Annotated in this window: 18 protein-coding genes; 10 read left to right on the forward strand and 8 right to left on the reverse strand. The window is 69.5% G+C overall.

Annotated elements, in window-relative coordinates; translation table 11 throughout:
* Position 1 precedes the first annotated feature (1 nt).
* The 4 genes from ITJ62_RS13015 to ITJ62_RS13030 are packed head-to-tail and all read left to right on the forward strand — an operon-like array spanning position 2 to position 2,581.
* On the forward strand, positions 2–826 hold the full coding sequence (locus ITJ62_RS13015) for a phosphoenolpyruvate hydrolase family protein (RefSeq protein ID WP_194602851.1): 825 nt from the start codon (positions 2–4) through the stop codon (positions 824–826).
* A 45-nt stretch (positions 827–871) separates the two neighbouring features.
* Positions 872–1,312: a cupin domain-containing protein gene (locus ITJ62_RS13020; protein ID WP_194602854.1), complete on the forward strand. Its 441-nt coding sequence runs from the start codon at positions 872–874 to the stop codon at positions 1,310–1,312.
* Complete coding sequence (locus tag ITJ62_RS13025; RefSeq protein ID WP_138945500.1) at positions 1,312–1,707, forward strand: AraC family ligand binding domain-containing protein; 396 nt, start codon at positions 1,312–1,314, stop codon at positions 1,705–1,707. The genes ITJ62_RS13020 and ITJ62_RS13025 overlap by 1 nt, the downstream gene beginning before the upstream one ends.
* 10 nt (positions 1,708–1,717) lie before the next feature.
* A complete protein-coding gene (locus tag ITJ62_RS13030) occupies positions 1,718–2,581 on the forward strand; it encodes an NAD(P)-dependent oxidoreductase (protein ID WP_194602858.1) in 864 nt (287 codons plus the stop codon).
* A gap of 9 nt (positions 2,582–2,590) precedes the next feature.
* On the opposite strand, the gene ITJ62_RS13035 is transcribed toward ITJ62_RS13030, so the two are convergent.
* Positions 2,591–3,295 (reverse strand): YafY family protein, encoded by a 705-nt coding sequence (locus tag ITJ62_RS13035; protein WP_194602861.1) that lies wholly within the window; start codon positions 3,293–3,295, stop codon positions 2,591–2,593.
* 73 nt (positions 3,296–3,368) lie between these two features.
* Here ITJ62_RS13035 and ITJ62_RS13040 point away from each other — a divergent pair, with 73 nt between their 5' ends.
* On the forward strand, positions 3,369–4,154 hold the full coding sequence (locus ITJ62_RS13040) for an alpha/beta fold hydrolase (RefSeq protein ID WP_194602864.1): 786 nt from the start codon (positions 3,369–3,371) through the stop codon (positions 4,152–4,154).
* Here the strand turns inward: ITJ62_RS13040 and ITJ62_RS13045 are convergent.
* Positions 4,151–4,867: an NADPH-dependent F420 reductase gene (locus ITJ62_RS13045; RefSeq protein WP_194602867.1), complete on the reverse strand. Its 717-nt coding sequence runs from the start codon at positions 4,865–4,867 to the stop codon at positions 4,151–4,153. The genes ITJ62_RS13040 and ITJ62_RS13045 overlap by 4 nt on opposite strands.
* A gap of 136 nt (positions 4,868–5,003) precedes the next feature.
* Between ITJ62_RS13045 and ITJ62_RS13050 the strand changes: the two genes are divergently transcribed.
* Both ITJ62_RS13050 and ITJ62_RS13055 read left to right on the forward strand, forming a co-directional pair.
* Positions 5,004–5,309, forward strand: a complete 306-nt coding sequence (locus tag ITJ62_RS13050) for a DUF3072 domain-containing protein (RefSeq protein ID WP_079706423.1) — start codon at positions 5,004–5,006, stop codon at positions 5,307–5,309.
* A 14-nt stretch (positions 5,310–5,323) separates the two neighbouring features.
* Positions 5,324–6,580, forward strand: a complete 1,257-nt coding sequence (locus tag ITJ62_RS13055) for an FAD-dependent oxidoreductase (protein ID WP_194602870.1) — start codon at positions 5,324–5,326, stop codon at positions 6,578–6,580.
* On the opposite strand, the gene ITJ62_RS13060 is transcribed toward ITJ62_RS13055, so the two are convergent.
* The 5 genes from ITJ62_RS13060 to ITJ62_RS13080 all read right to left on the reverse strand — a co-directional run bounded on the left by ITJ62_RS13060 (position 6,558) and on the right by ITJ62_RS13080 (position 14,066).
* Positions 6,558–9,617: a glycoside hydrolase family 2 TIM barrel-domain containing protein gene (locus ITJ62_RS13060; RefSeq protein ID WP_194602873.1), complete on the reverse strand. Its 3,060-nt coding sequence runs from the start codon at positions 9,615–9,617 to the stop codon at positions 6,558–6,560. The genes ITJ62_RS13055 and ITJ62_RS13060 overlap by 23 nt on opposite strands.
* Before the next feature lie 134 nt (positions 9,618–9,751).
* Positions 9,752–10,756 (reverse strand): aldo/keto reductase, encoded by a 1,005-nt coding sequence (locus ITJ62_RS13065; protein ID WP_194602876.1) that lies wholly within the window; start codon positions 10,754–10,756, stop codon positions 9,752–9,754.
* Between the two features lie 34 nt (positions 10,757–10,790).
* Positions 10,791–11,735: a carbohydrate ABC transporter permease gene (locus ITJ62_RS13070; protein WP_228498477.1), complete on the reverse strand. Its 945-nt coding sequence runs from the start codon at positions 11,733–11,735 to the stop codon at positions 10,791–10,793.
* Between the two features lie 4 nt (positions 11,736–11,739).
* Positions 11,740–12,621, reverse strand: coding sequence for a carbohydrate ABC transporter permease (locus ITJ62_RS13075; protein WP_064295739.1), 882 nt, complete (start codon positions 12,619–12,621; stop codon positions 11,740–11,742).
* Between the two features lie 128 nt (positions 12,622–12,749).
* Positions 12,750–14,066 (reverse strand): ABC transporter substrate-binding protein, encoded by a 1,317-nt coding sequence (locus ITJ62_RS13080; RefSeq protein WP_079003547.1) that lies wholly within the window; start codon positions 14,064–14,066, stop codon positions 12,750–12,752.
* Between the two features lie 301 nt (positions 14,067–14,367).
* Between ITJ62_RS13080 and ITJ62_RS13085 the strand changes: the two genes are divergently transcribed.
* The 3 genes from ITJ62_RS13085 (at position 14,368) to ITJ62_RS13095 (ending at position 16,685) form a co-directional block, all read left to right on the forward strand.
* Positions 14,368–15,117 carry an SDR family NAD(P)-dependent oxidoreductase gene (locus ITJ62_RS13085; RefSeq protein ID WP_194602878.1) on the forward strand — a complete coding sequence of 250 codons (750 nt, stop codon included), beginning with the start codon at positions 14,368–14,370 and terminating at the stop codon, positions 15,115–15,117.
* An 11-nt stretch (positions 15,118–15,128) separates the two neighbouring features.
* Complete coding sequence (locus tag ITJ62_RS13090) at positions 15,129–15,569, forward strand: carboxymuconolactone decarboxylase family protein (protein ID WP_228498481.1); 441 nt, start codon at positions 15,129–15,131, stop codon at positions 15,567–15,569.
* A gap of 78 nt (positions 15,570–15,647) precedes the next feature.
* The gene (locus tag ITJ62_RS13095) at positions 15,648–16,685 is read left to right on the forward strand and encodes a LacI family DNA-binding transcriptional regulator (RefSeq protein ID WP_194602881.1); all 1,038 of its coding nucleotides are present in this window, start codon (positions 15,648–15,650) and stop codon (positions 16,683–16,685) included.
* 12 nt (positions 16,686–16,697) lie between these two features.
* Here ITJ62_RS13095 and ITJ62_RS13100 read toward each other — a convergent pair whose 3' ends face one another.
* A complete protein-coding gene (locus tag ITJ62_RS13100) occupies positions 16,698–17,624 on the reverse strand; it encodes an SMP-30/gluconolactonase/LRE family protein (RefSeq protein ID WP_194602883.1) in 927 nt (308 codons plus the stop codon).
* Between the last annotated feature and the right edge of the window lie 28 nt (positions 17,625–17,652).

Below are 17,652 nucleotides of genomic sequence, written 5' to 3' on the forward strand. Positions count from 1 at the left end.
CATGGACAGGACCATCGCACTCGAACGTCTCCGCGCCACCGTCGCGCGTGGTGAGGCCGTCATCGGCGCCGGGGCGGGCACCGGCATCTCGGCGAAGTCCGCGGAGGCGGGCGGCGTCGACCTCATCATCATCTACAACTCCGGCCGTTACCGGATGGCCGGTCGCGGCTCACTGTCGGGGCTGCTCGCCTACGGGGACGCCAACCAGGTCGTCGTGGAGATGAGCCGGGAGGTGCTGCCGATCGTCCGCGACACCCCGGTGCTCGCCGGCGTGAACGGGACGGACCCGTTCCGGATCATGGAGCGCTTCCTCGACGAACTCAAGACGATGGGGTTCACCGGCGTGCAGAACTTCCCGACCGTCGGGCTCTTCGACGGCGTCTTCCGCCAGAACCTCGAGGAGACGGGCATGGGCTACGACCTCGAGGTCGACATGATCCGCCTCGCCGCCGAGCGCGACCTCCTCACGGCGCCGTACGTCTTCGACGTCGAGTCGACGGTCGCGATGACCGAGGCGGGTGCCGACGTCCTCGTCCCGCACATGGGCCTCACGACCGCAGGCACGATCGGCGCGACCACGGCGCTCTCGCTGGAGGAGTCGGCGCACCGGGTGCAGGAGATGCGGGACGCGGCCGTCGCGATCAACCCGGACGTCATCGTGCTGTGCCACGGCGGTCCGATCGCCGAACCCGAGGACGCCGCCTACATCCTCGCCAACACGACTGGTGTATCCGGGTTCTTCGGCGCATCATCCGTCGAGCGTCTCCCGACCGAGCGCGCCATCAAGCGCCAGATCGAGGACTTCAAGGCCATCCAGACCCGCTGACCGCCCGCACCGCCCACCGCACGACCACTCGACGAGGAGCCTCACATGACCGAACACGCCATCACCCCCGCCACCGCCGGCCGTCGCCCCGACGAGGTCCCCACCCGGGTCTTCGACTGGGGCACCATCAAGTGGCTCGTCACCCCGCATCTCGACGAGGGCGCCGGGCTCACGGTCGGCGAGGTCATCGTCTACCCCGGGCAGGGCCACGCACCCCACCAGCACCCGGGCGAGGAGGAGGTCATCACGGTCATCTCCGGTGAGGGCGTGCAGACGGTCGGCGACGGTCCGGCGTTCCCGATCCGCGAGGGCGACGCCGTGTACATCCCGAAGGACACCGTGCACTCCACCTACAACACGACGTGGCGCCCGCTGCGGCTGTCGGTCGTGTACACGCCGGGTGGCGCGGAGACGGGGCTCGACGGCCTGCCTGACGCGCGCATCCTCGACACCGGAACGGCCCCGAGCTGGAAGCAGGACCGCTGATGCCGGTGATCGAACCGGGCTCCTGGGTGCATCCGGGTTCGAAGCCGGACTGGAGCGAGATCGGTACGATCGGGCGCTTCGCGGTGTCGGTCGACGGCGGACGGTTCGACCGGCACCACCACGACGACCACGAGATCTGGTTCATCACCGAGGGCAAGGGGAAGGTGCTCGTCGACGGTGGTGAGCGATACGTGCAGTCGGGCGACATCGTGCTGACGCAGGCCGGCGACACCCACGACATCGTCGAAGTGTACGAGACGATCCGCGGCTTCTTCACGGAGACGGGACTCCCGGCCGGTGGGCGCGTCGGTCATCTGCATGCGAACGACGAGGACGCCGCCGGCCACGTGGTGACCGCACTCCCGCTGCCTGCTGACTTCCCGGCCCGAGCCTAGGATCGTCGGTATGCGCATCGCCGTCACCGGGAGTTCGGGCAAGCTCGGTTCCGCCACCGTCGAACGACTGCGGCGGGACGGCCACGACGTGCACGGGCTCGATGTCGCGGGCGCGGCCGGGCCGGGGTTCACCCGCGTGGACCTGGCCGACTACGGGCAAACGATCGACAGCCTGCTCGGGGTGACGGCGAGGTTCTCAGGTCTCGACGCCGTGGTGCACCTGGCCGCGATCCCGGTGAACGGGCTCGTGCCGGATGCGGCGACGTTCCACAACAACCTGACCGTGTCGTTCAACGTGCTGCACGCGGCGCTGCGGGCGGGGATCCGGACGATCGTGACGGCGTCGAGCATCACGGCCATGGGATTCCCGTTCGAGGAGGCGCCCGAGTTCCTGCCGATCGACGAGACCGTCAGTCGCGCGAACAACACCTACGCGCTCGGGAAGGTCGCCGAGGAGGCGATGGCCGCACAGTTGGTGCGGTGGGCCGACGGGACGTCGATCACCGCGTTGCGGTTCACGAACGTCTTGGCGCCGGGGGAGTACGGGACGTTCGCACGCGCGTCGGAGCCCGGGTACCGACGCGATCTCCTGTTCAGCTATGTCGACGCACGTGACGGTGCGCAGGCGGTCGCGCTGGCGCTGACCCGAGCGGAGCCCGGCTTCGAGGTCTACGACGTGTGCGCCTCCGACAATGGGACGACCGTGCCGTCGGCGGAGCTCGCGGCGACGCACTTTCCCGGTGTCCCGCTGCGGGCGGGGCTCGGCGAGTTCGAGACGCTCATGTCCATCGACAAGGCCCGCACACGGCTCGGCTTCGAGCCCGAGTACTCCTGGCGGGACGAGTTCGAGCGCGAGCAGTCGACGCGGGGCTGACCGGCCGCCTCAGCGATCCTCCCTCCGACCGTGGACCGGGGCCGCGTTCGCGGGAGGCTCGCCGACCTCCTCCACCGTGTGGCCGCTGCAGCCCGCCGACATCACGCTGGCTCGCTCGATGCGCGCCACGGTGAACCACCGCATGGCGTCGCGCATCCGGCACCATCCGACGAGGTACCACTGACTGTTCGTCGAGGCGAACAGCACGGGCTCGACGTCGCGCGTGGTCGTGCTCCCGGCCCGCGAGGTGTACCGGATGCGGACGACCCGTTGCTCGGCCATCGCCGCTTCGAGCGCAGATCGGACGACGCGCGAAGCGGTCGGGGGCGCATCGACCCAGATCCGACCGGCCAGCGCGTCGGCTCGTGCCCGGGTCCTGGGGTCGAGGACGTCCAGGATCTTCTGCACTCCGGCGGCCGCCAGGTCCGCATACGGGGCGTCGGGTGCCGCGGACACCGCCGACATGAGCGCCACCGCTTGCACCGGGGACAGGCTGACCGGGGGCAGTGTCGCCCCGACGGCCAAGCCGTATCCGCCACCTGGTCCGGGGCGTGACCAGATGGGCGCGCCGCTGCGCTCGAGCGCCTGCAGGTCCCGCTTGACCGTCCGCACCGAGACGCCGAAGTCCCTCGCCAACCGCTCGGCGGAGGTTCCTCGCGATCCACCCCGACGCAGTGCCTCGGACAGGGCGTGGAGTCGCTCCGCCCGCTTCATCGGCTCACGAGTTCGAGATTCATGACAGAAATAGTGACACACACCTGCCTGGAGCGCGCTTCAGGCTGGAGTCATGAACACACGGAACGACACCCCGACCATCATCCTCATCGCCGGCCACTGGCTGGGCGCCTGGGCCTGGGACGACGTCCTCGGGCATCTCGACACCGACCGTTCGCGCACCGTCGCGATCACCCTGCCCGGCCTCGACGAAGCCGATCCCGACCGGTCCAGCAGGACCCTCGACGACCAAGTCGCCTCGATCACGGAGGTCCTCGCCCGTCGGGACGTCTCAGCGGACCACCCAGCCGTCATCGTCGCGCACAGCGGCGCCAACGCTCCCGTCAGCCTGCTCCTCGACCGGCATCCGGAGCTCGTCCGCCGGGTGGTCTGGGTGGACTCCGGGCCGCTGGCGTCCGGAACGGTCTTCGCGCCGGACCTCCCGGCCGACGTGGACGAGCTTCCGCTCCCGGCGTTCGACGTCCTCGCGCAGCAGGCGAGCCTCGACGGCTTGAGCGCCGAGGTCCTCGACCGGTTCCGAGTGCGGGCAGTCGCTGAGCCGGGGCCCGTCCTCCGACAGGCTGTCGAGCTGACCAACGACGCCCGCGCCGCCGTCCCGACCACCCTGGTGTGCTGCTCGATCCCGAGCGCGCAGGTGCTGGACCTGGCCAGAGGCGGACACCCCATGTTCGCCGAGGTCGCGGGGCTCGAGACCGTCGAGGTCGTCGACCTCCCGACAGGTCACTGGCCGATGTGGAGCCGTGCCGGCGAGCTCGCGGAGGTGATCCGCTCAGCGGCGCTCACCCCGCGTCCGAACGGTCGAGACCGATCTGACGCTGAAACCCGCCAGGTCGGCTAGCGGACGCCCGCCTCGGCTTCGGCCAACGCCCGCACCTCGGCGACCTCGCGGATCTCGTCGGCGCCGATGTTCGCCCCGAAGAGCTCGTGTCCGGGTTCGAGGACGACGCCCGCGCGCAGCGGCCCGATCTCGACGGGGTCGAACCCGAGCGCGTCCACCACGGCCGAGACGGCTGCCCGGTCCGCGGGGGCGTCGCCGGCGATCGCGATGCCCTTGCGGCCCGGCGTGCCGGCCGGACGCGGCTCCCCGTCGAGGTCGTGGTACCCCATGTGGTTGAACGCCTTCACGACCCGTGACTCCGGCAGGAAGGCGGCGACCAGCTCGCTCGTCGAGGTCTCCGGCGCGCTGAGGTCGTCGCGATGTCCGTCGACCTCCCACCAGTAGTTCATGGCGTCGATGACGAGCTTGCCGCGCAGCTCGTCGACGGGCACCGACCGGTGCTTGCCGAGGGGCAGCGCGAGGATGACGAGGTCGGCCTGGGCCGCTGCCTCGGCGGCGGTCGTGGCGACGGCACCCGGCGCGAGGACGTCGATCGTCAGGGCGATCCGGGCGGCGTCGCGCGAACCGCTGATGAGCACCCGGTATCCGGCGGCGACCGCGAGTCGTGCCAGGACCGTGCCGACCTTGCCGGCGCCGAGGATACCGATGGTGATGCCCTGCGACGGAGTCGGCTCGTCGGCGGATCGGTCGGTTCCGGAAGCGGTGTCGGACATGGCTCTCCTTCGTGGACGGTGCGGCCGCACGCGGTCGACTGGGTCAACCGGGGGTCGTCCGTCGCTATTCCGACACCGATCGCGCGGGCCGCGCAACCCCTCCTGCCCGATCGCCCACTCGACGTACCGTTGCCGCATGACTGACGCAGAACAGACCGATGCAACGACCCCTGACGCCACGACCTCCGGTGCACCCGAGACGATCGGCGCCACCGAGGAGACCCTCGGAGCCCGGGGCGACGACAGCTCGACGAGCGCGAGCAAGGACCCCGAGGACTGGGTCACCGGCGACGAGCCGATGACCGGCCCGCAGCGCAGCTACCTCGACACCCTGGCGCGCGAGGCCGGCGAGGAGCTCCCCGCCGACCTGACGAAGGCGCAGGCCTCCGAGCACATCGACCGGCTGCAGAACGCCACCGGTCGCGGTCAGTCCGGATCCTGAGCGCCGCCGCCACCGTGACCGATCCCAGGACGGCACAGCTCCATCACGAGGTGGTCGTCATCGGTGGCGGCAACGCCGGTCTCTCCGTCGCGGGGAGGCTCCGGCGATACGGCGTCGATGACGTCGCGGTCATCGAACCGCGGGAGCACCACCGGTACCAGCCGATGTTCTCGCACGTCGCCGGCGGGACCGCGTCCGCGTCGGTCGCCACGAGGCCACAGCGAGCGGTGACACCGAAGGGCGTGACCTGGATCCAGGACCGGGTGCGGTCCATCGACCCGGTCGCGAAGACGGTGACGCTGGAATCCGGCACCGCCGTCGAGTACGACCAGCTCATCGTCGCTCCGGGCATCCAGCAGGACTGGGACGCCGTGCCCGGTCTGACGGAGGCGATGGCGTCGCCGGTGGGGATCTCCAACTACACCTTCGAGTACGCGCAGAAGGCCTCGCGGGTGCTCCGGTCGGTCCGCTCCGGCACCGTCGTGTTCACGCAGCCCGCCGGCCCCGCGAGCTGCTCGGGTGCCGCCCAGAAGCCGATGTACCTCGCGTGCGACTACTGGCGGCAGACGGGCGTCCTCGACGACATCCGTGTGGTGCTCGTCGTGCCCACACCCACGATGTTCGGCATGCCGATGATCGACGCCGAACTCGACCGCAAGGTCGCCGAGTACGGCATCGAGGTGCGGTTCTCGCGCGAGCTCGTCGCGGTGGATCCGGAGCGGAGCGTGGTGACCATCGCGCAGACCGACCCGCAGGACGGCCCGGATCGCGGGCAGGACGGCGTGACGGGCGGACTCCGGGAGGACATCAACTACGACGTCCTCCACGCCGTGCCGCCGCAGTCCGCACCCGACTGGCTCGCGGCCACGGCGCTCGCCGACCCCGGCAACCCGGGTGGGTTCGTCGAGGTCGACTCGTTGACCCTGCGGCATCCGCGGTTCCCCGACGTCTGGGCGCTCGGAGACGCCGCCGCGGTGATGAGTTCGAAGTCCGGCGGTGCCCTCCGGCAACAGACGAAGACCCTCGCGAAGAACCTCGTCGCCGTGCGGTCCGGACAGGAGCCGAGCACGGTCTACAACGGCTACTCGGTGTGCCCGTTCACGGTCTCCCGCGGGACGGTGGTGTTCGCCGAGTTCGACGACCGCTACCGCCCGAAGCCCTCGATCCCGTTCTGGAACGGCCTCGCGAAGGAGCGTCGGTTCACGTTCTTCGCCGACCGCTACGTCCTGCCCTGGGTGTACTGGAACCTCATCCTGCAGGGTCGGGCGTGAGCGTCCGTAGCCGCACACCGAAGGTCGTCTCCGCCACCGGCACGCGGTAGCGCTCGGGCAGGGCCGGCCCGCACGACGAGCTGCCGATGCCCTGCTGGGCGTGGTCGAGGTTGAGCCACACGCGGCCGGAGTCTCGGAGGTCCTGCGGGTGGCGGGCCTCCTCGAGCGCTTCGCTCGTCCATCGTCGGGCGGTGAAGTCGAAGCCGGTGTCCTGCAGCTGCTCGGCTCGCAGGGTCGGCAGACCGTCGCCGGTGAGTTCCACCCACCGCGTCCCGACGTGGTTGCCGTTCTCCTCGGGCACCGGGTAGTCGGTCTGGAGCCCGTCGACACTGCTCGTGAAGCGACCGACGCGCGCCGCGGCGAGGCTGTCGACGTACGACTCGCCGGGGCCGCGACCGAACCACGTCGCATCCGTGTAGCTGCCCGGTAGTCCGAGTCGGAGGCCCAGGCGCGGCAACGTCAGCACGTGATCGCCGATGGGGGTGTGCTCCCAGATCCCCTCGGGGACGACGGTGACCGACAGGTCCAGGGCGCCGCCCACGTCGGTCCAGTCGAACGTCCAGCGCAGGCCGAGCCCGTGCGCGGCCGGGGCGCTGCGGCCGGAGACCCGCAGGCCGCCGCCCTGCCCGTCGTCGATCCGCTCGACGGCGTCGGTCCGGTGGAGGAAGCGGTCGAGTCCCGTGAGCTTCCAACTGGCTGCGGCCGTGTTCCGCGGCCCCTGGCCCCGGTCGTTCTCGGTGGGTGCGCGCATGATGTCGAGGACGGGGCCGTCGAACTCCAGGTCGCCGAGCGCGCGGAGTCGGCCGGTGCGGGCGTCGAAGGAGCCTGCGCCGAGGGTGATGCGGTGGCCCGGCGTGCGGTTGGCGTGAGCGAGGGGTCTGCGCGCCGCGGCCGGCACGGGAGCGGTGACGCCGGTCGGATCCGCCGGTCGGTCGGCGGCGATCCGCGCCTGCCCGAACGCGACCTCGTGTCCCGCGGGCGCCCAGGGCTCGTCCGCGGCGAGGACGGCCCGCACGGTGAGCCAACGCTCGACGGGTGCGCCGGAGACCGGATCGACACCGGCGGTCGGCACGGTCGCCTCCGCCGGCAGGTCGACGGTCGCCGCGCTCCGGGGATCGACGGACGGTGTCGTCAACGCACCCGACGCGACGACGAGGCCGTCGTCCTCCAGCTGCCACCGGAGCGCCAGGTGATCGAGTGACCGCATGTCGTGTTTGTTCCTGACCGTCAGCGTGCCGGTGGTGGCGTCCGCCAGGAGCTCGACCGGACTGATCGCGGCGTGCAGCTCGGCGAGGCCGGGGGAGGGCGTGCGGTCGGCGAAGACGAGTCCGTCGAGGCAGTAGCGTCCGCCGTTCGGTCTGAAGGCGACATCGCCGCCGTGCATGACGAACGCGTTCCCGGCGGCGTCGGTGCTGCGGAAGCCGTGGTCGATCCACTCCCAGACGAAGCCGCCGCAGAACCGGTCGGAGGACTCGAGGATCCGCTGGTAGTCGACGAGCGACCCCGGTCCGTTGCCCATCGCGTGCGCGTACTCGCAGAGCAGGAACGGGAGCCTCCGCCGACGCACGTCGTCCGGCGACCCCGCCACGACGCCCGCGGGGGTCGGTTCCTCGCGACGGCCGATGGCCTCGAGAAGCTCCTGGTCGGGGTACATGAGGCTGGAGAAGTCCGAGTTCCGATACGACGGATCGCGCTCGTACATGATCGGCCGGGACGGGTCGCGCTCGCGGATCCACTGCTCCAGCACGTCGAAGTTCTCGCCGACCCAGCTCTCGTTCGCCATCGACCACACGACGATCGACGGGTGGTTCTTGTCGCGCTCGACCATCCGCTGGACACGGTCGAGCATGGCGTCGCGCCAGACCGGCTCCGTCGGCGGATTGCCGGCCCAGTCGGTATAGATGAAGCCGTGGGTCTCGAGGTCGCACTCCTCGACCACCCACAGCCCCAGCTCGTCGCAGAGGCGGAGGAAGTCCGGGTGGGGCGGGTAGTGGCTCGTGCGCACAGCGTTGAGGTTGTGCTGCTTCATGAGCAGGATGTCCTGCCGCATGGTCTCCGTGTCGAGTGAACGGCCGCGGTCCTGGTCGTGCTCGTGCCGGTTGACCCCGCGGAACAGCACCGGGACGCCGTTCACGAGGAAGCGGCCGTCCTCGATGGAGACGGTGCGGAACCCGATGCGCAGCTCGACGGTCTCGCCGGCCACCGGCGTCTCGTCGGTCGGCCGCGGCCTGAGGTGCGCGGTGTAGAGGCGCGGTACCTCGGCGCTCCAGGGCTCGACCGGCAGAGCGGTCGCGGTGCCGGTGGGGAGGTCGCGGATGCCGAGCTCGGGGACGTCGACGAGGCCGGGGACGTCGGTGTCGACACGCAGGACCCCGATGCCGTCGCGGTGGTCGTAGCTCACGCGGACCTGGACGTCGTCGATCGCGCCGGCCGGGCGTTCCAGGAGGTCGACGTCGCGGAAGATCCCCGGCAACCACCACATGTCCTGGTCCTCGAGGTAGGTGCCGCTCGACCACCGGTGCACCCGCACGGCGAGGACGTTCTCACCGGAGACGAGGTGCTCCCCGACGTCGTACTCCACCGGGAGCCGGCTGCCCTTGCTGTGGCCGAGGAGCACGCCGTTCAGCCACACGGTCCCGCAGGAGTCGACACCCTGGAAGCGCAGCACCGTGTCAGAGCGTCGCCAGTCCTCCGGCAGGGTGAAGGTACGGCGGTAGTCGCCCGTCGGGTTCTCCTCGGGCACGCGAGGCGGGTCGATCGGGATCGGGAACGCGGTGTTCGTGTACAGCGGCTGCCCGTGGCCCTCGAGGACCCAGTGGGCAGGCACCCGGATGCGGTCCCAGGAGGAGTCGTCGAGCGACGGATCGCCGAAGGTGTCGCCCGTCCCGTCGGCCGTGGGCGAGAGCGTGAACGCCCAGTCGCCGTTGAGGGACAGCCGACGCGCGTCGCTCAGTTCGTCGGCCCGGGGTCGCCGCCGCCCGGTCCCCGGGATCGGGTCTTCGACCCACGACGCTGCGAGCCCTGCTGAGTCGTTCATCGTCGTGCAACCTTCATCGTGATTGGTGGGTCGATCGTCCTGTTCGCAATTCAGGAGCCCCGCGGTGTGTCGTACCCGACCCGCCGCTCGCGGAGGACGACTCGCCGGGGTTCTCCTGAATTGTGGACAGGAGCTCAGTCGGTGATGGTGCTCGGCGGCGTGCCGAGGGCGTCGAGGTCCGACCAGAAGTCGTCGGGGATGAGGGTCGTGCGCAGTGCCTCGACCTGTTCCAACCGCTCCGGGCGGTTCATCCCGACGACGGTGGAGTCGACGAGTTCCGATCGCGTCGAGAACGCGAGGGCGGCAGCTGCGAGCGGGATGCCGTGGCGGGCGGCCAGTTCGTCGGCACGGTCGACCCAGGCGAGCAGCTCGGGCGACCCGGCCTGGTACGCGTACGTGGCCGGCTTGCCGTCACGGCCACGACGCCCGGCGAGGAGCCCGCCCCCGAACGGCGCCGCATTGAAGACGCCCATCCCCCGCGACCGCGCCTCCTCCAGCAAGCCGGTCGCCGAGCGGTCGACGAGCGTGAACCGGTTGTGGGTGAGGAGCACGTCGAAGACGCCGGTGCGAACGTAGGGCAGCATCACGCTGATGGCACCCGCAGCGATCCCGATCGCATCGACCAGGCCTTGCTCCTTGAGCGCCAGCATGCCCTCGATCGCACCGCCCGGTGCCGACGCCTCCTCGAACGACACCGAGTACGGGTCGTGCAGGTGGAACACCGGGATGCGCTCGACGCCGAGCCGCTCGAGACTCTCCTCGAAGGACCGCAGCACCCGGTCGCGGTCGAACACCGCCGTCGACGGATCCTGGTCGGCCTTCGTCACGACCCCGCGCCCCTCGGGCAGACCGCCCTGCCGGATGGCGTCGCCGATGGCCGTCTCGCTGCGCCCGTCCGAGTACGCGTTCGAGGTGTCGACCAGCAGGTTCGGCCCGCGGAGGGCGGCCGACGCGAACGCCGTGGAGCCTGCGGCCGGGGAGCCGTCGGCGCTCGCCGGGGTGCCGAGGCCGGAGGTGCCGACCGTGACCGGGCTCGCGAGGAGTCCGGTCAAGCCGAGCAGGCGGAGGTCGTCTGGTGTCGCCACCGCTGGAGCCGTCTGGTCGGCGGAGGGTGCGTGGGTCGTGTCGTCGTTGATCATGTCGTCCATCCTGCAGTCGTCGGGCACTCGGGCGTCACCCCTTGAGAGCGCCGGATGCCAGCCCCTTCATGATCCGCTGGTTGAGGAACACGAACACGACGAGCAGTGAGAAGACGTTGATGCAGATGCCCGCGAACAGCGGCCCGTAGTCGACCTGGCCGAACTCCCCGCTGAAGTTCAACAGACCGGCCTGGATGGTGCGAAGGTCGGCGTTCGTCGTGAACGTCAGCGAGATGAGCAGGTCGTTCCAGATGGAGAGGAACTGGACGAGCCCGATCGTGAAGAGCGCGTTCCGCACCATCGGCAGCCCGATGGACCAGAAGGAACGGATGATGCCGGCGCCGTCGATCGTCGACGCCTCGAACACCTCGCGCGGCACGGCCCGGAAGTAGGCGGTCATCATGAAGACCGTCAAGGGCATCCCGAGCGCCGTGTAGGTGATGATCATCGGCCAGTAGGTGTTCGTCAGGCCGAGGTTGAAGTAGGCGACGAACAACGGGACGAGGATCATCTGGCCGGGGATCATGATGCCGGAGATGAACAGCAGCAGTGTCAGGTTGCGGCGCTTCCACACCATCACCTCGAGGGCGAAGGCGGCGGCGACCCCGAAGATGAGGATGAAGACGAGTGACGGCAGGGTCACGATGACGCTGTTGAGCAGGTTCTGCGAGATGTTGCCGGTCGTCCAGGCCGTGACGTAGTTGTCGAAGCTCCACGACTCCGGGAGGGAGAAGGTGGACTCCTGCAGGAACTCGCGCTGGTTCTTGAACGAGGACAGGAACAGCCAGACGATCGGGTAGATCTCGATCACGAGCAGGAGTCCGATGAGGACGACCGAGGGCAGTTTCCGCAGGTAGTAGGCGCGCGAGCGGGGAGCGCGACGCATCTTCGGCCGGCGGACGGCGGTGCCGGATCCGTCGCCGCTGCCGCTCGAGGCCGGTGTGGTGGCGCCGGGTGCCGGGGTGATGGCGGTCGTCATGGCGTCAGTCCTTCGTCAGGTCTTTGCGGGAGGTCTTGAAGATCAGGAGCGTCACGAGGAAGCACATGATCGTGAGCACGAACGCGAGCGTCGAGCCGTAGCCGTAGTTCTGGTACGTGAACGTCGTGTTGTACATGTACAGCGTCAGCGGGGTCGTCGCCGTCCCGGGCCCACCGCCCGTCAAGGCGAGCACCGAGTCGAACACCTTGAGCGTCGCGTTGAAACTGAAGATCACGGCGGACAGCAGGACGGGGAGCGACAGCGGCACGATGATGTACCGGACGAGCTTCAGGCCGCGGGCGCCGTCGATGCGGGCCGACTCGATCACCTCCTCGGGGATGTCGAGGAGCCCGGCGTAGAGCAGGACGGCGTAGAAGCCCATCGACCGCCACAGGTCCATGATGATGATCACGACGAACGCGCTGTCGGGCGAGCTGAACCAGTCCACCGAGTCGATGCCGAAGCCGTTCAGGATGGCGTTGACCGGCCCGGTCTGCGGCGCGACCTCGAACAGGCGCTTGAACAGCAGACCGACGGCGACGGTCGGCAGCACGACCGGGAAGAACACGAGCGTGCGGACGAGCGTCGACGCCTTCTTGAGGACGAAGACGTAGAAGAGGGAGAGTGCGTATCCGAGGGCGATCTGCGCGACCGTCGCGATGAGCGAGTACTTGATGCTGAAGAAGATCGCTTCCGGTGCCGTCGGGTCGGCGAACAGCTGGGCGAAGTTGTCGAGGCCGACGAACTCGAAGCCGCGCAGGTCGCCCTGGAAGAAGGTGAGGCCGAACGACCACATCACCGGGACGAGCTTCACCAGGGTGAAGATGAGCAGGGCCGGGCCCAGCAGGATGGCGATGGCCTTCCTGTCGCCGAGGACGTCTTTCATGCTGTGCTCCTGAGTCGGTCGGGGGACCGTGAGGCTGGGCGGCGAGGTGCGAGACCCGCTGCAGAGGTGGATGTCCGCGGACGGACGGATCCGGTCGCCGGGCGACTGCCGGGCGACCGGATCGCCGGTTACTTCTTGAGACCCGCGTCCACGCCGGCCTGGACGAGCGCCGCGAAGTCCTCGGGGGAGATGCCGCCGGTGAGCAGCGGGGCGGCATTGGTCTGGGCGTCGACGCCGGCCTTCTCAGGGAGGAAGGTCTCGAACCAGGTGACCGTCTCATCGGTGTCGGCCATGATGCCCTGCACCTCGGCGGTGAGCGCCGGGACGTCGGTGACCTCTTCGTTGAGCTTGAACCCGGAGATGACGCCCTGGTTCTTCAGCACGCTGGAGCCGTAGTTCTCCGCGATGCAGCTCAGCCAGCCGCCGACCTTCTCCTCGTCGTAGCCCTTCGTGGAGAACGAGGTCGCCGCACCGGTGTTGGCAGGGTACTGGTCGATCGAACCCTTGCCGCCCTCGACGGTCGGGAACGGCATGAAGCCCACGGCGTCCTCACCGATCTGGTTGAGTTCGGTGTTGTAGACGTCGGCGAGCATCCAGGTGCCGTTGTACATCATGGCCGCGTTGCCGGTGAAGAACTCGCTCGTCGCGGTCTGCATGTCCATCGTCGTGATGCCGGCACCGAAGTACTTGCCGAGGTCCGCGACGGCGGTGATCGCCTCGACGTACTCGGGGTCGGTCAGCTTGGCGTCGCCCGAGGCGATGTCGTTCATCGCGTCCGGGCCGAGCAGCCGGAAGAGGTAGGTGCTGATGTAGCGGGTGATCGTCCAGCCCTGGGCGCCGGAGACCGTGAAGGCGGACTTGCCGGACGCCTGGACGGTGTCGGCCGCGTCGAGCAGTTCGTCCCATGTCTGCGGGACCGCGATGCCGAGGTCCGTGAACATCGTCTTGTTGTAGAAGAAGCCCTCGACGTTGTACTGGTAGGGCATCGAGACGAAGCGGTCGCCGTAGATGTTCTTCACGGTGGCGACGGCCGAGGGGAGGATGTCGTCCATGACGCCCAGCTCGGTGAGGGTGTCCTCGAGGTCGAGGACGGTGTCGTCGTCGCCGAGGGTGCCGCCGGGCCGCAGCGGTGCGGTCGGGGCGGTGAAGGTGGTGGGCAGGGCGTTCTGGCTGGCGAGCAGGGTGACACGCTGGAGCACGTCGGCCTGGGGCAGGGTCTCGACCTTGAGTGGCAGTGCCTTCTCGTTCGCGGCGCACGCGCCGTCGCCGAGCGCGGTGAGTTCGTCGCGGACGATCGAGTTCTCGACGGCCGCGAGGTAGTCGAACGACGTGGCGCTTGATGCGCCGCCGTTCCCTGCGCAGGCGGTCAGGGCGAGTGCGGTGACGCCGAGTGCGGCGATGGCGGTGGCCGACCGACGTTTCGGGGCCCGGTGCGCTGTGGACACATTTCCTCCTTGAAGATGTGGCAGTGATGTTGAGACGCGAGCGGTGAAGGTCGCGAGCAAAGTTGAAGCGTTTCAATGGCCGAGGCTAACCGCGCTCGGGTCGCATGTCAAGCGTCGGATCAGTTCCGCTCGGCGAGGCGCTTCGAGCACGACGACGGCTGGACGGAATGCATATTGACACGTTTCAAGACGGCGACGAGAATGGGTGATCGTCGTCCCGTGATCTCGATCATGTCGGCACGGCCACAGTCAACGACGATGCACGGCGATTCAATCCGCCGGACGAGGAACGGAACCGCACATGAGGTTGCAGGGCAAACGAGCCGTCATCACCGGAGCAGCAGGAGCGCTCGGCCGGGTGATCGCCCAGAAGCTCGCCGCGGAGGGTGCCGACGTCGCCGGCCTCGACCTCAACGCCGCGGGGCTCGAGGAGACGGCGGAGCTCGTCCGTGCGCACGGGGCGCGGGCCGCATCGGCGACGGCTGACCTGACCGACTTCGACGCCGTCCAGGCTGCCGTCGGCGGCATCGTCGACGAGTGGGGCGGGGTCGACATCTTGCTGAACGGTGCGGGCGGCGGCGCGGTCAGCTTCTTCCACGAGATGACGTACGAGACCTGGATGACCCAGATGGACCGCAACCTCAACTCGGTGTTCAACGTCACGCGCGCGGTCCTGCCCTCGATGCTCGAACAGCGCTCCGGTCGCATCATCAGCATCGCGTCCATCGCCGCCGTCAGTGGTGGACGCCTCGTGCGCGGGGCGACGGCCTACGCCGCGGCCAAGGCCGGCGTCGTCGGACTCACGAAGGCGCTCGCGATCGAGGTCGCCGAGCAGGGGGTCACCGTCAACGCGCTCGCCCCCGGAGCCCAGGCGACCCCCGGCCGCGACAACGACACCCCGGAGCGTCGCGAGGCGCTCCTCGCGCAGATCCCCACCCGGCTGCTCGGCGAGCCGGAGCACCTCGCGGAGACGGTCGTCTTCCTCGCCTCACCCGCCGCCGTGAACCTCACCGGCCTCATCCTGCCGCTCGACGGCGGACACTCGATCTGAGGCGGCGGACGATGACGACAGGACCAGAGGACATGCCGAGACTCGAGCGCGGCAAGGCGAAGTTCGACGAGGTGTACGGCGAGGGCAAGTCGGAGGGGCTCGTCGCCATGCAGACCGGGCTCGCGCAGGACCTCGCGCGCTTCGGCATCGAGTTCAACTTCGGCGACATCTACTCCCGGCCGGGGCTCACGCTGGCGCAGCGGGAGCTCATCACCCTCGCGGCTCTCGTCGCGCTCGGTGGGCTGGAACCACAGCTGCGCGGCCACACCCGCGGTGCGATCAACGTCGGCTGCACCGCGACGGAGATCCTCGAGACGGTCATCCACACCGTGCAGTACGCGGGGTTCCCTCGCGCCCTCAACGCGATCCGTGTCGTCACCGACGCGCTCATCGAGTATGGCGTGGAGATCCCCGAGCCGCTCGGGCCGGAGCCGCATCGCGATCAGGAGTGACCCGGACCGGGCGATCTAGACTGAGCCGGGCCGCGGGCGTGCGCCCGCAGAGCCGCAGGACGACAGGAGGGGTGGAGCATGGGACGAGTCGGAATCCGCGAGGTCGCGACGCTCGCCGACGTCTCCATGGGGACGGTGTCGCACTACATCAACCACCCCGATCGCGTCTCGCCGGAGAAGCAGGAACGCATCCAGCGGGCGATCGACCAGCTGGGGTTCGTGCGGAACAACGCGGCCTGGCAGCTCCGTCTCGGTCGGAGTGGCACCATCGCGTACATCGCGCCGGACGTCAGCAACCCGTTCTTCGCGACCATCGCCGAGGGGGTGGAGCAGCGCGCGGCCGAAGACGGTCTCTCGGTGTTCATCGCCAACTCGAATCGGAGTCGTGAGCGCGAGGACGCCTATCTCGGCATGTTCGAGGCGCACCGTGTACAGGGCATGCTCGTCGCCTCCCACGAGTCCGTCGAGGAGCGGTTGACGAGCATTCGGCAGCGGGGCATTCCGTCGGTCCTCGTCGGGCAGCTCGCGTCGTCAGCGGACCAGCCATCGGTGTCGGTCGACGACGTCCGTGGTGGGTTCCTCGCCGCGGAGCACCTGCTGCAGACCGGGCGTCGTCGGCTCGCGTTCGTCGGTGGTCCGCTCGGCATCCGCCAGGTCGCCGATCGGTTCGAGGGTGCGAGTGCGGCCGTCGCAGCGGTTCCGGGAGCCACGCTCGAGGTCATCGCGGGCACGGAGCGCACGATCGCCGAGGGGCGCGAGCTCGGACGCGCGATCGCCGCACGACCGGTCGACGCCCGTCCCGACGCCGTCTTCGCCGTCAACGACCTGCTGGCGCTCGGCATCATGCAGACGCTCGTGGTCGAGCACGGGGTCCGGGTGCCTGAGGACATCGCGATCGTCGGCTACGACGACATCGAGTTCGCGGAGTCGTCGATCATCCCGCTCACCTCGGTGCGTGCGCCGCACGAGGGTTTCGGTGTCGCGGCCGTCGAGCTGCTCCTCCAGGAGTTCGCCGTCGCCGACGGTGCCCCCGTCCCGCCCCCGTCATCCCGCCACATCGTCTTCGCCCCCGAACTCGTCCCCCGCGCCAGCTCGCGAACTGTCACCAACCGCTAGTCCAGCGCCCCGTCACTGTGTCGGAGTGACAGTTCGCGGGCTTTGGTGGGTGGCGGTTCGGATCCGGTAGAGGGACGTGCTGGCCGTGATGTAGAGGGTGCGGCCGTCGGGGTCGCCGAAGCAGACGTTCGCGGTGCGCTCCGGGACCGGGATGCGCAGGATGGTCGCGCCGGACGGGTCGAACACCTCGACGCCGTCGCCCGCCGACGACCACAGGTTGCCGTCGACGTCGATCCGGAAGCCGTCGGACGCGGGTACCGCGGTGCTCGCGAAGGTGCGTCCCGGGGTGTCACCGAAGACGACCGAGACGCCGTCCTCGGCGACGTCGTACGCGGCGATGCGGAGTGCGCCGTCACCCGTGTCCGACACGTACAGGATCGACTCGTCGGGGGAGAACGCGAGCCCGTTCGGGTGCACGAGCGCGGTGATGACGGGTTCGACCACGCCGGTCGCCGGCTCGAAACGGAAGACGTAGCAGCCGTCGTACTCCTGCTCTCCCGGGTGCCCCTCACGTCCGCTGGCGTCGATGCCGTAGGGCGGGTCGGTGAACCAGATCGAGCCGTCGGAGTGCACGACGACGTCGTTCGGGGAGTTGAAGCGGCCACCGGCCCAGTGGTCGACGAGCGTGATCGGACCGTCGGGCCCCTCGATCTCGACCGCGCGGCGCCCATGACTGCACTGCACGACCCGGCCCTCGCGGTCGATCGTGCGGCCGTTCGTGTACTCGGCGCCGTCGCGGAACACGGCCGTCTCACCGGTCGCGGTGTCGAACTCGAGGATGCGGTCGTTCGGGATGTCGCTCCAGCGCACCCGGCCGGTCTCCGCGATCCACGCGGGCCCCTCGCTCCAGATCGCGCCCGTGTACAGGTGCTCGAGTTCGGCTCCCTCGGCGAGCAGCGGTGAAGAATCGGTCTCTTCTGCGGCGCTGGACTCATTCATGTCCCCAGTCTGCTCGCATAGCACCATT

This window comes from Plantibacter sp. VKM Ac-2876 (assembly GCF_015350715.1).
In the GTDB taxonomy this organism is placed as follows: Bacteria; Actinomycetota; Actinomycetes; order Actinomycetales; family Microbacteriaceae; genus Plantibacter; species Plantibacter auratus.

Coding starts and splice junctions, on each gene's coding strand:
- ITJ62_RS13015 (WP_194602851.1), top strand. CDS start 2: ATGGACAGGACCATCGCACTCGAACGTCTCCGCGCCACCGTCGCGCGT.
- ITJ62_RS13020 (WP_194602854.1), top strand. CDS start 872: ATGACCGAACACGCCATCACCCCCGCCACCGCCGGCCGTCGCCCCGAC.
- ITJ62_RS13025 (WP_138945500.1), top strand. CDS start 1,312: ATGCCGGTGATCGAACCGGGCTCCTGGGTGCATCCGGGTTCGAAGCCG.
- ITJ62_RS13030 (WP_194602858.1), top strand. CDS start 1,718: ATGCGCATCGCCGTCACCGGGAGTTCGGGCAAGCTCGGTTCCGCCACC.
- ITJ62_RS13035 (WP_194602861.1), bottom strand. CDS start 3,295: ATGAAGCGGGCGGAGCGACTCCACGCCCTGTCCGAGGCACTGCGTCGG.
- ITJ62_RS13040 (WP_194602864.1), top strand. CDS start 3,369: ATGAACACACGGAACGACACCCCGACCATCATCCTCATCGCCGGCCAC.
- ITJ62_RS13045 (WP_194602867.1), bottom strand. CDS start 4,867: ATGTCCGACACCGCTTCCGGAACCGACCGATCCGCCGACGAGCCGACT.
- ITJ62_RS13050 (WP_079706423.1), top strand. CDS start 5,004: ATGACTGACGCAGAACAGACCGATGCAACGACCCCTGACGCCACGACC.
- ITJ62_RS13060 (WP_194602873.1), bottom strand. CDS start 9,617: ATGAACGACTCAGCAGGGCTCGCAGCGTCGTGGGTCGAAGACCCGATC.
- ITJ62_RS13065 (WP_194602876.1), bottom strand. CDS start 10,756: ATGATCAACGACGACACGACCCACGCACCCTCCGCCGACCAGACGGCT.
- ITJ62_RS13070 (WP_228498477.1), bottom strand. CDS start 11,735: ATGACGACCGCCATCACCCCGGCACCCGGCGCCACCACACCGGCCTCG.
- ITJ62_RS13075 (WP_064295739.1), bottom strand. CDS start 12,621: ATGAAAGACGTCCTCGGCGACAGGAAGGCCATCGCCATCCTGCTGGGC.
- ITJ62_RS13085 (WP_194602878.1), top strand. CDS start 14,368: ATGAGGTTGCAGGGCAAACGAGCCGTCATCACCGGAGCAGCAGGAGCG.
- ITJ62_RS13090 (WP_228498481.1), top strand. CDS start 15,129: ATGACGACAGGACCAGAGGACATGCCGAGACTCGAGCGCGGCAAGGCG.
- ITJ62_RS13095 (WP_194602881.1), top strand. CDS start 15,648: ATGGGACGAGTCGGAATCCGCGAGGTCGCGACGCTCGCCGACGTCTCC.
- ITJ62_RS13100 (WP_194602883.1), bottom strand. CDS start 17,624: ATGAATGAGTCCAGCGCCGCAGAAGAGACCGATTCTTCACCGCTGCTC.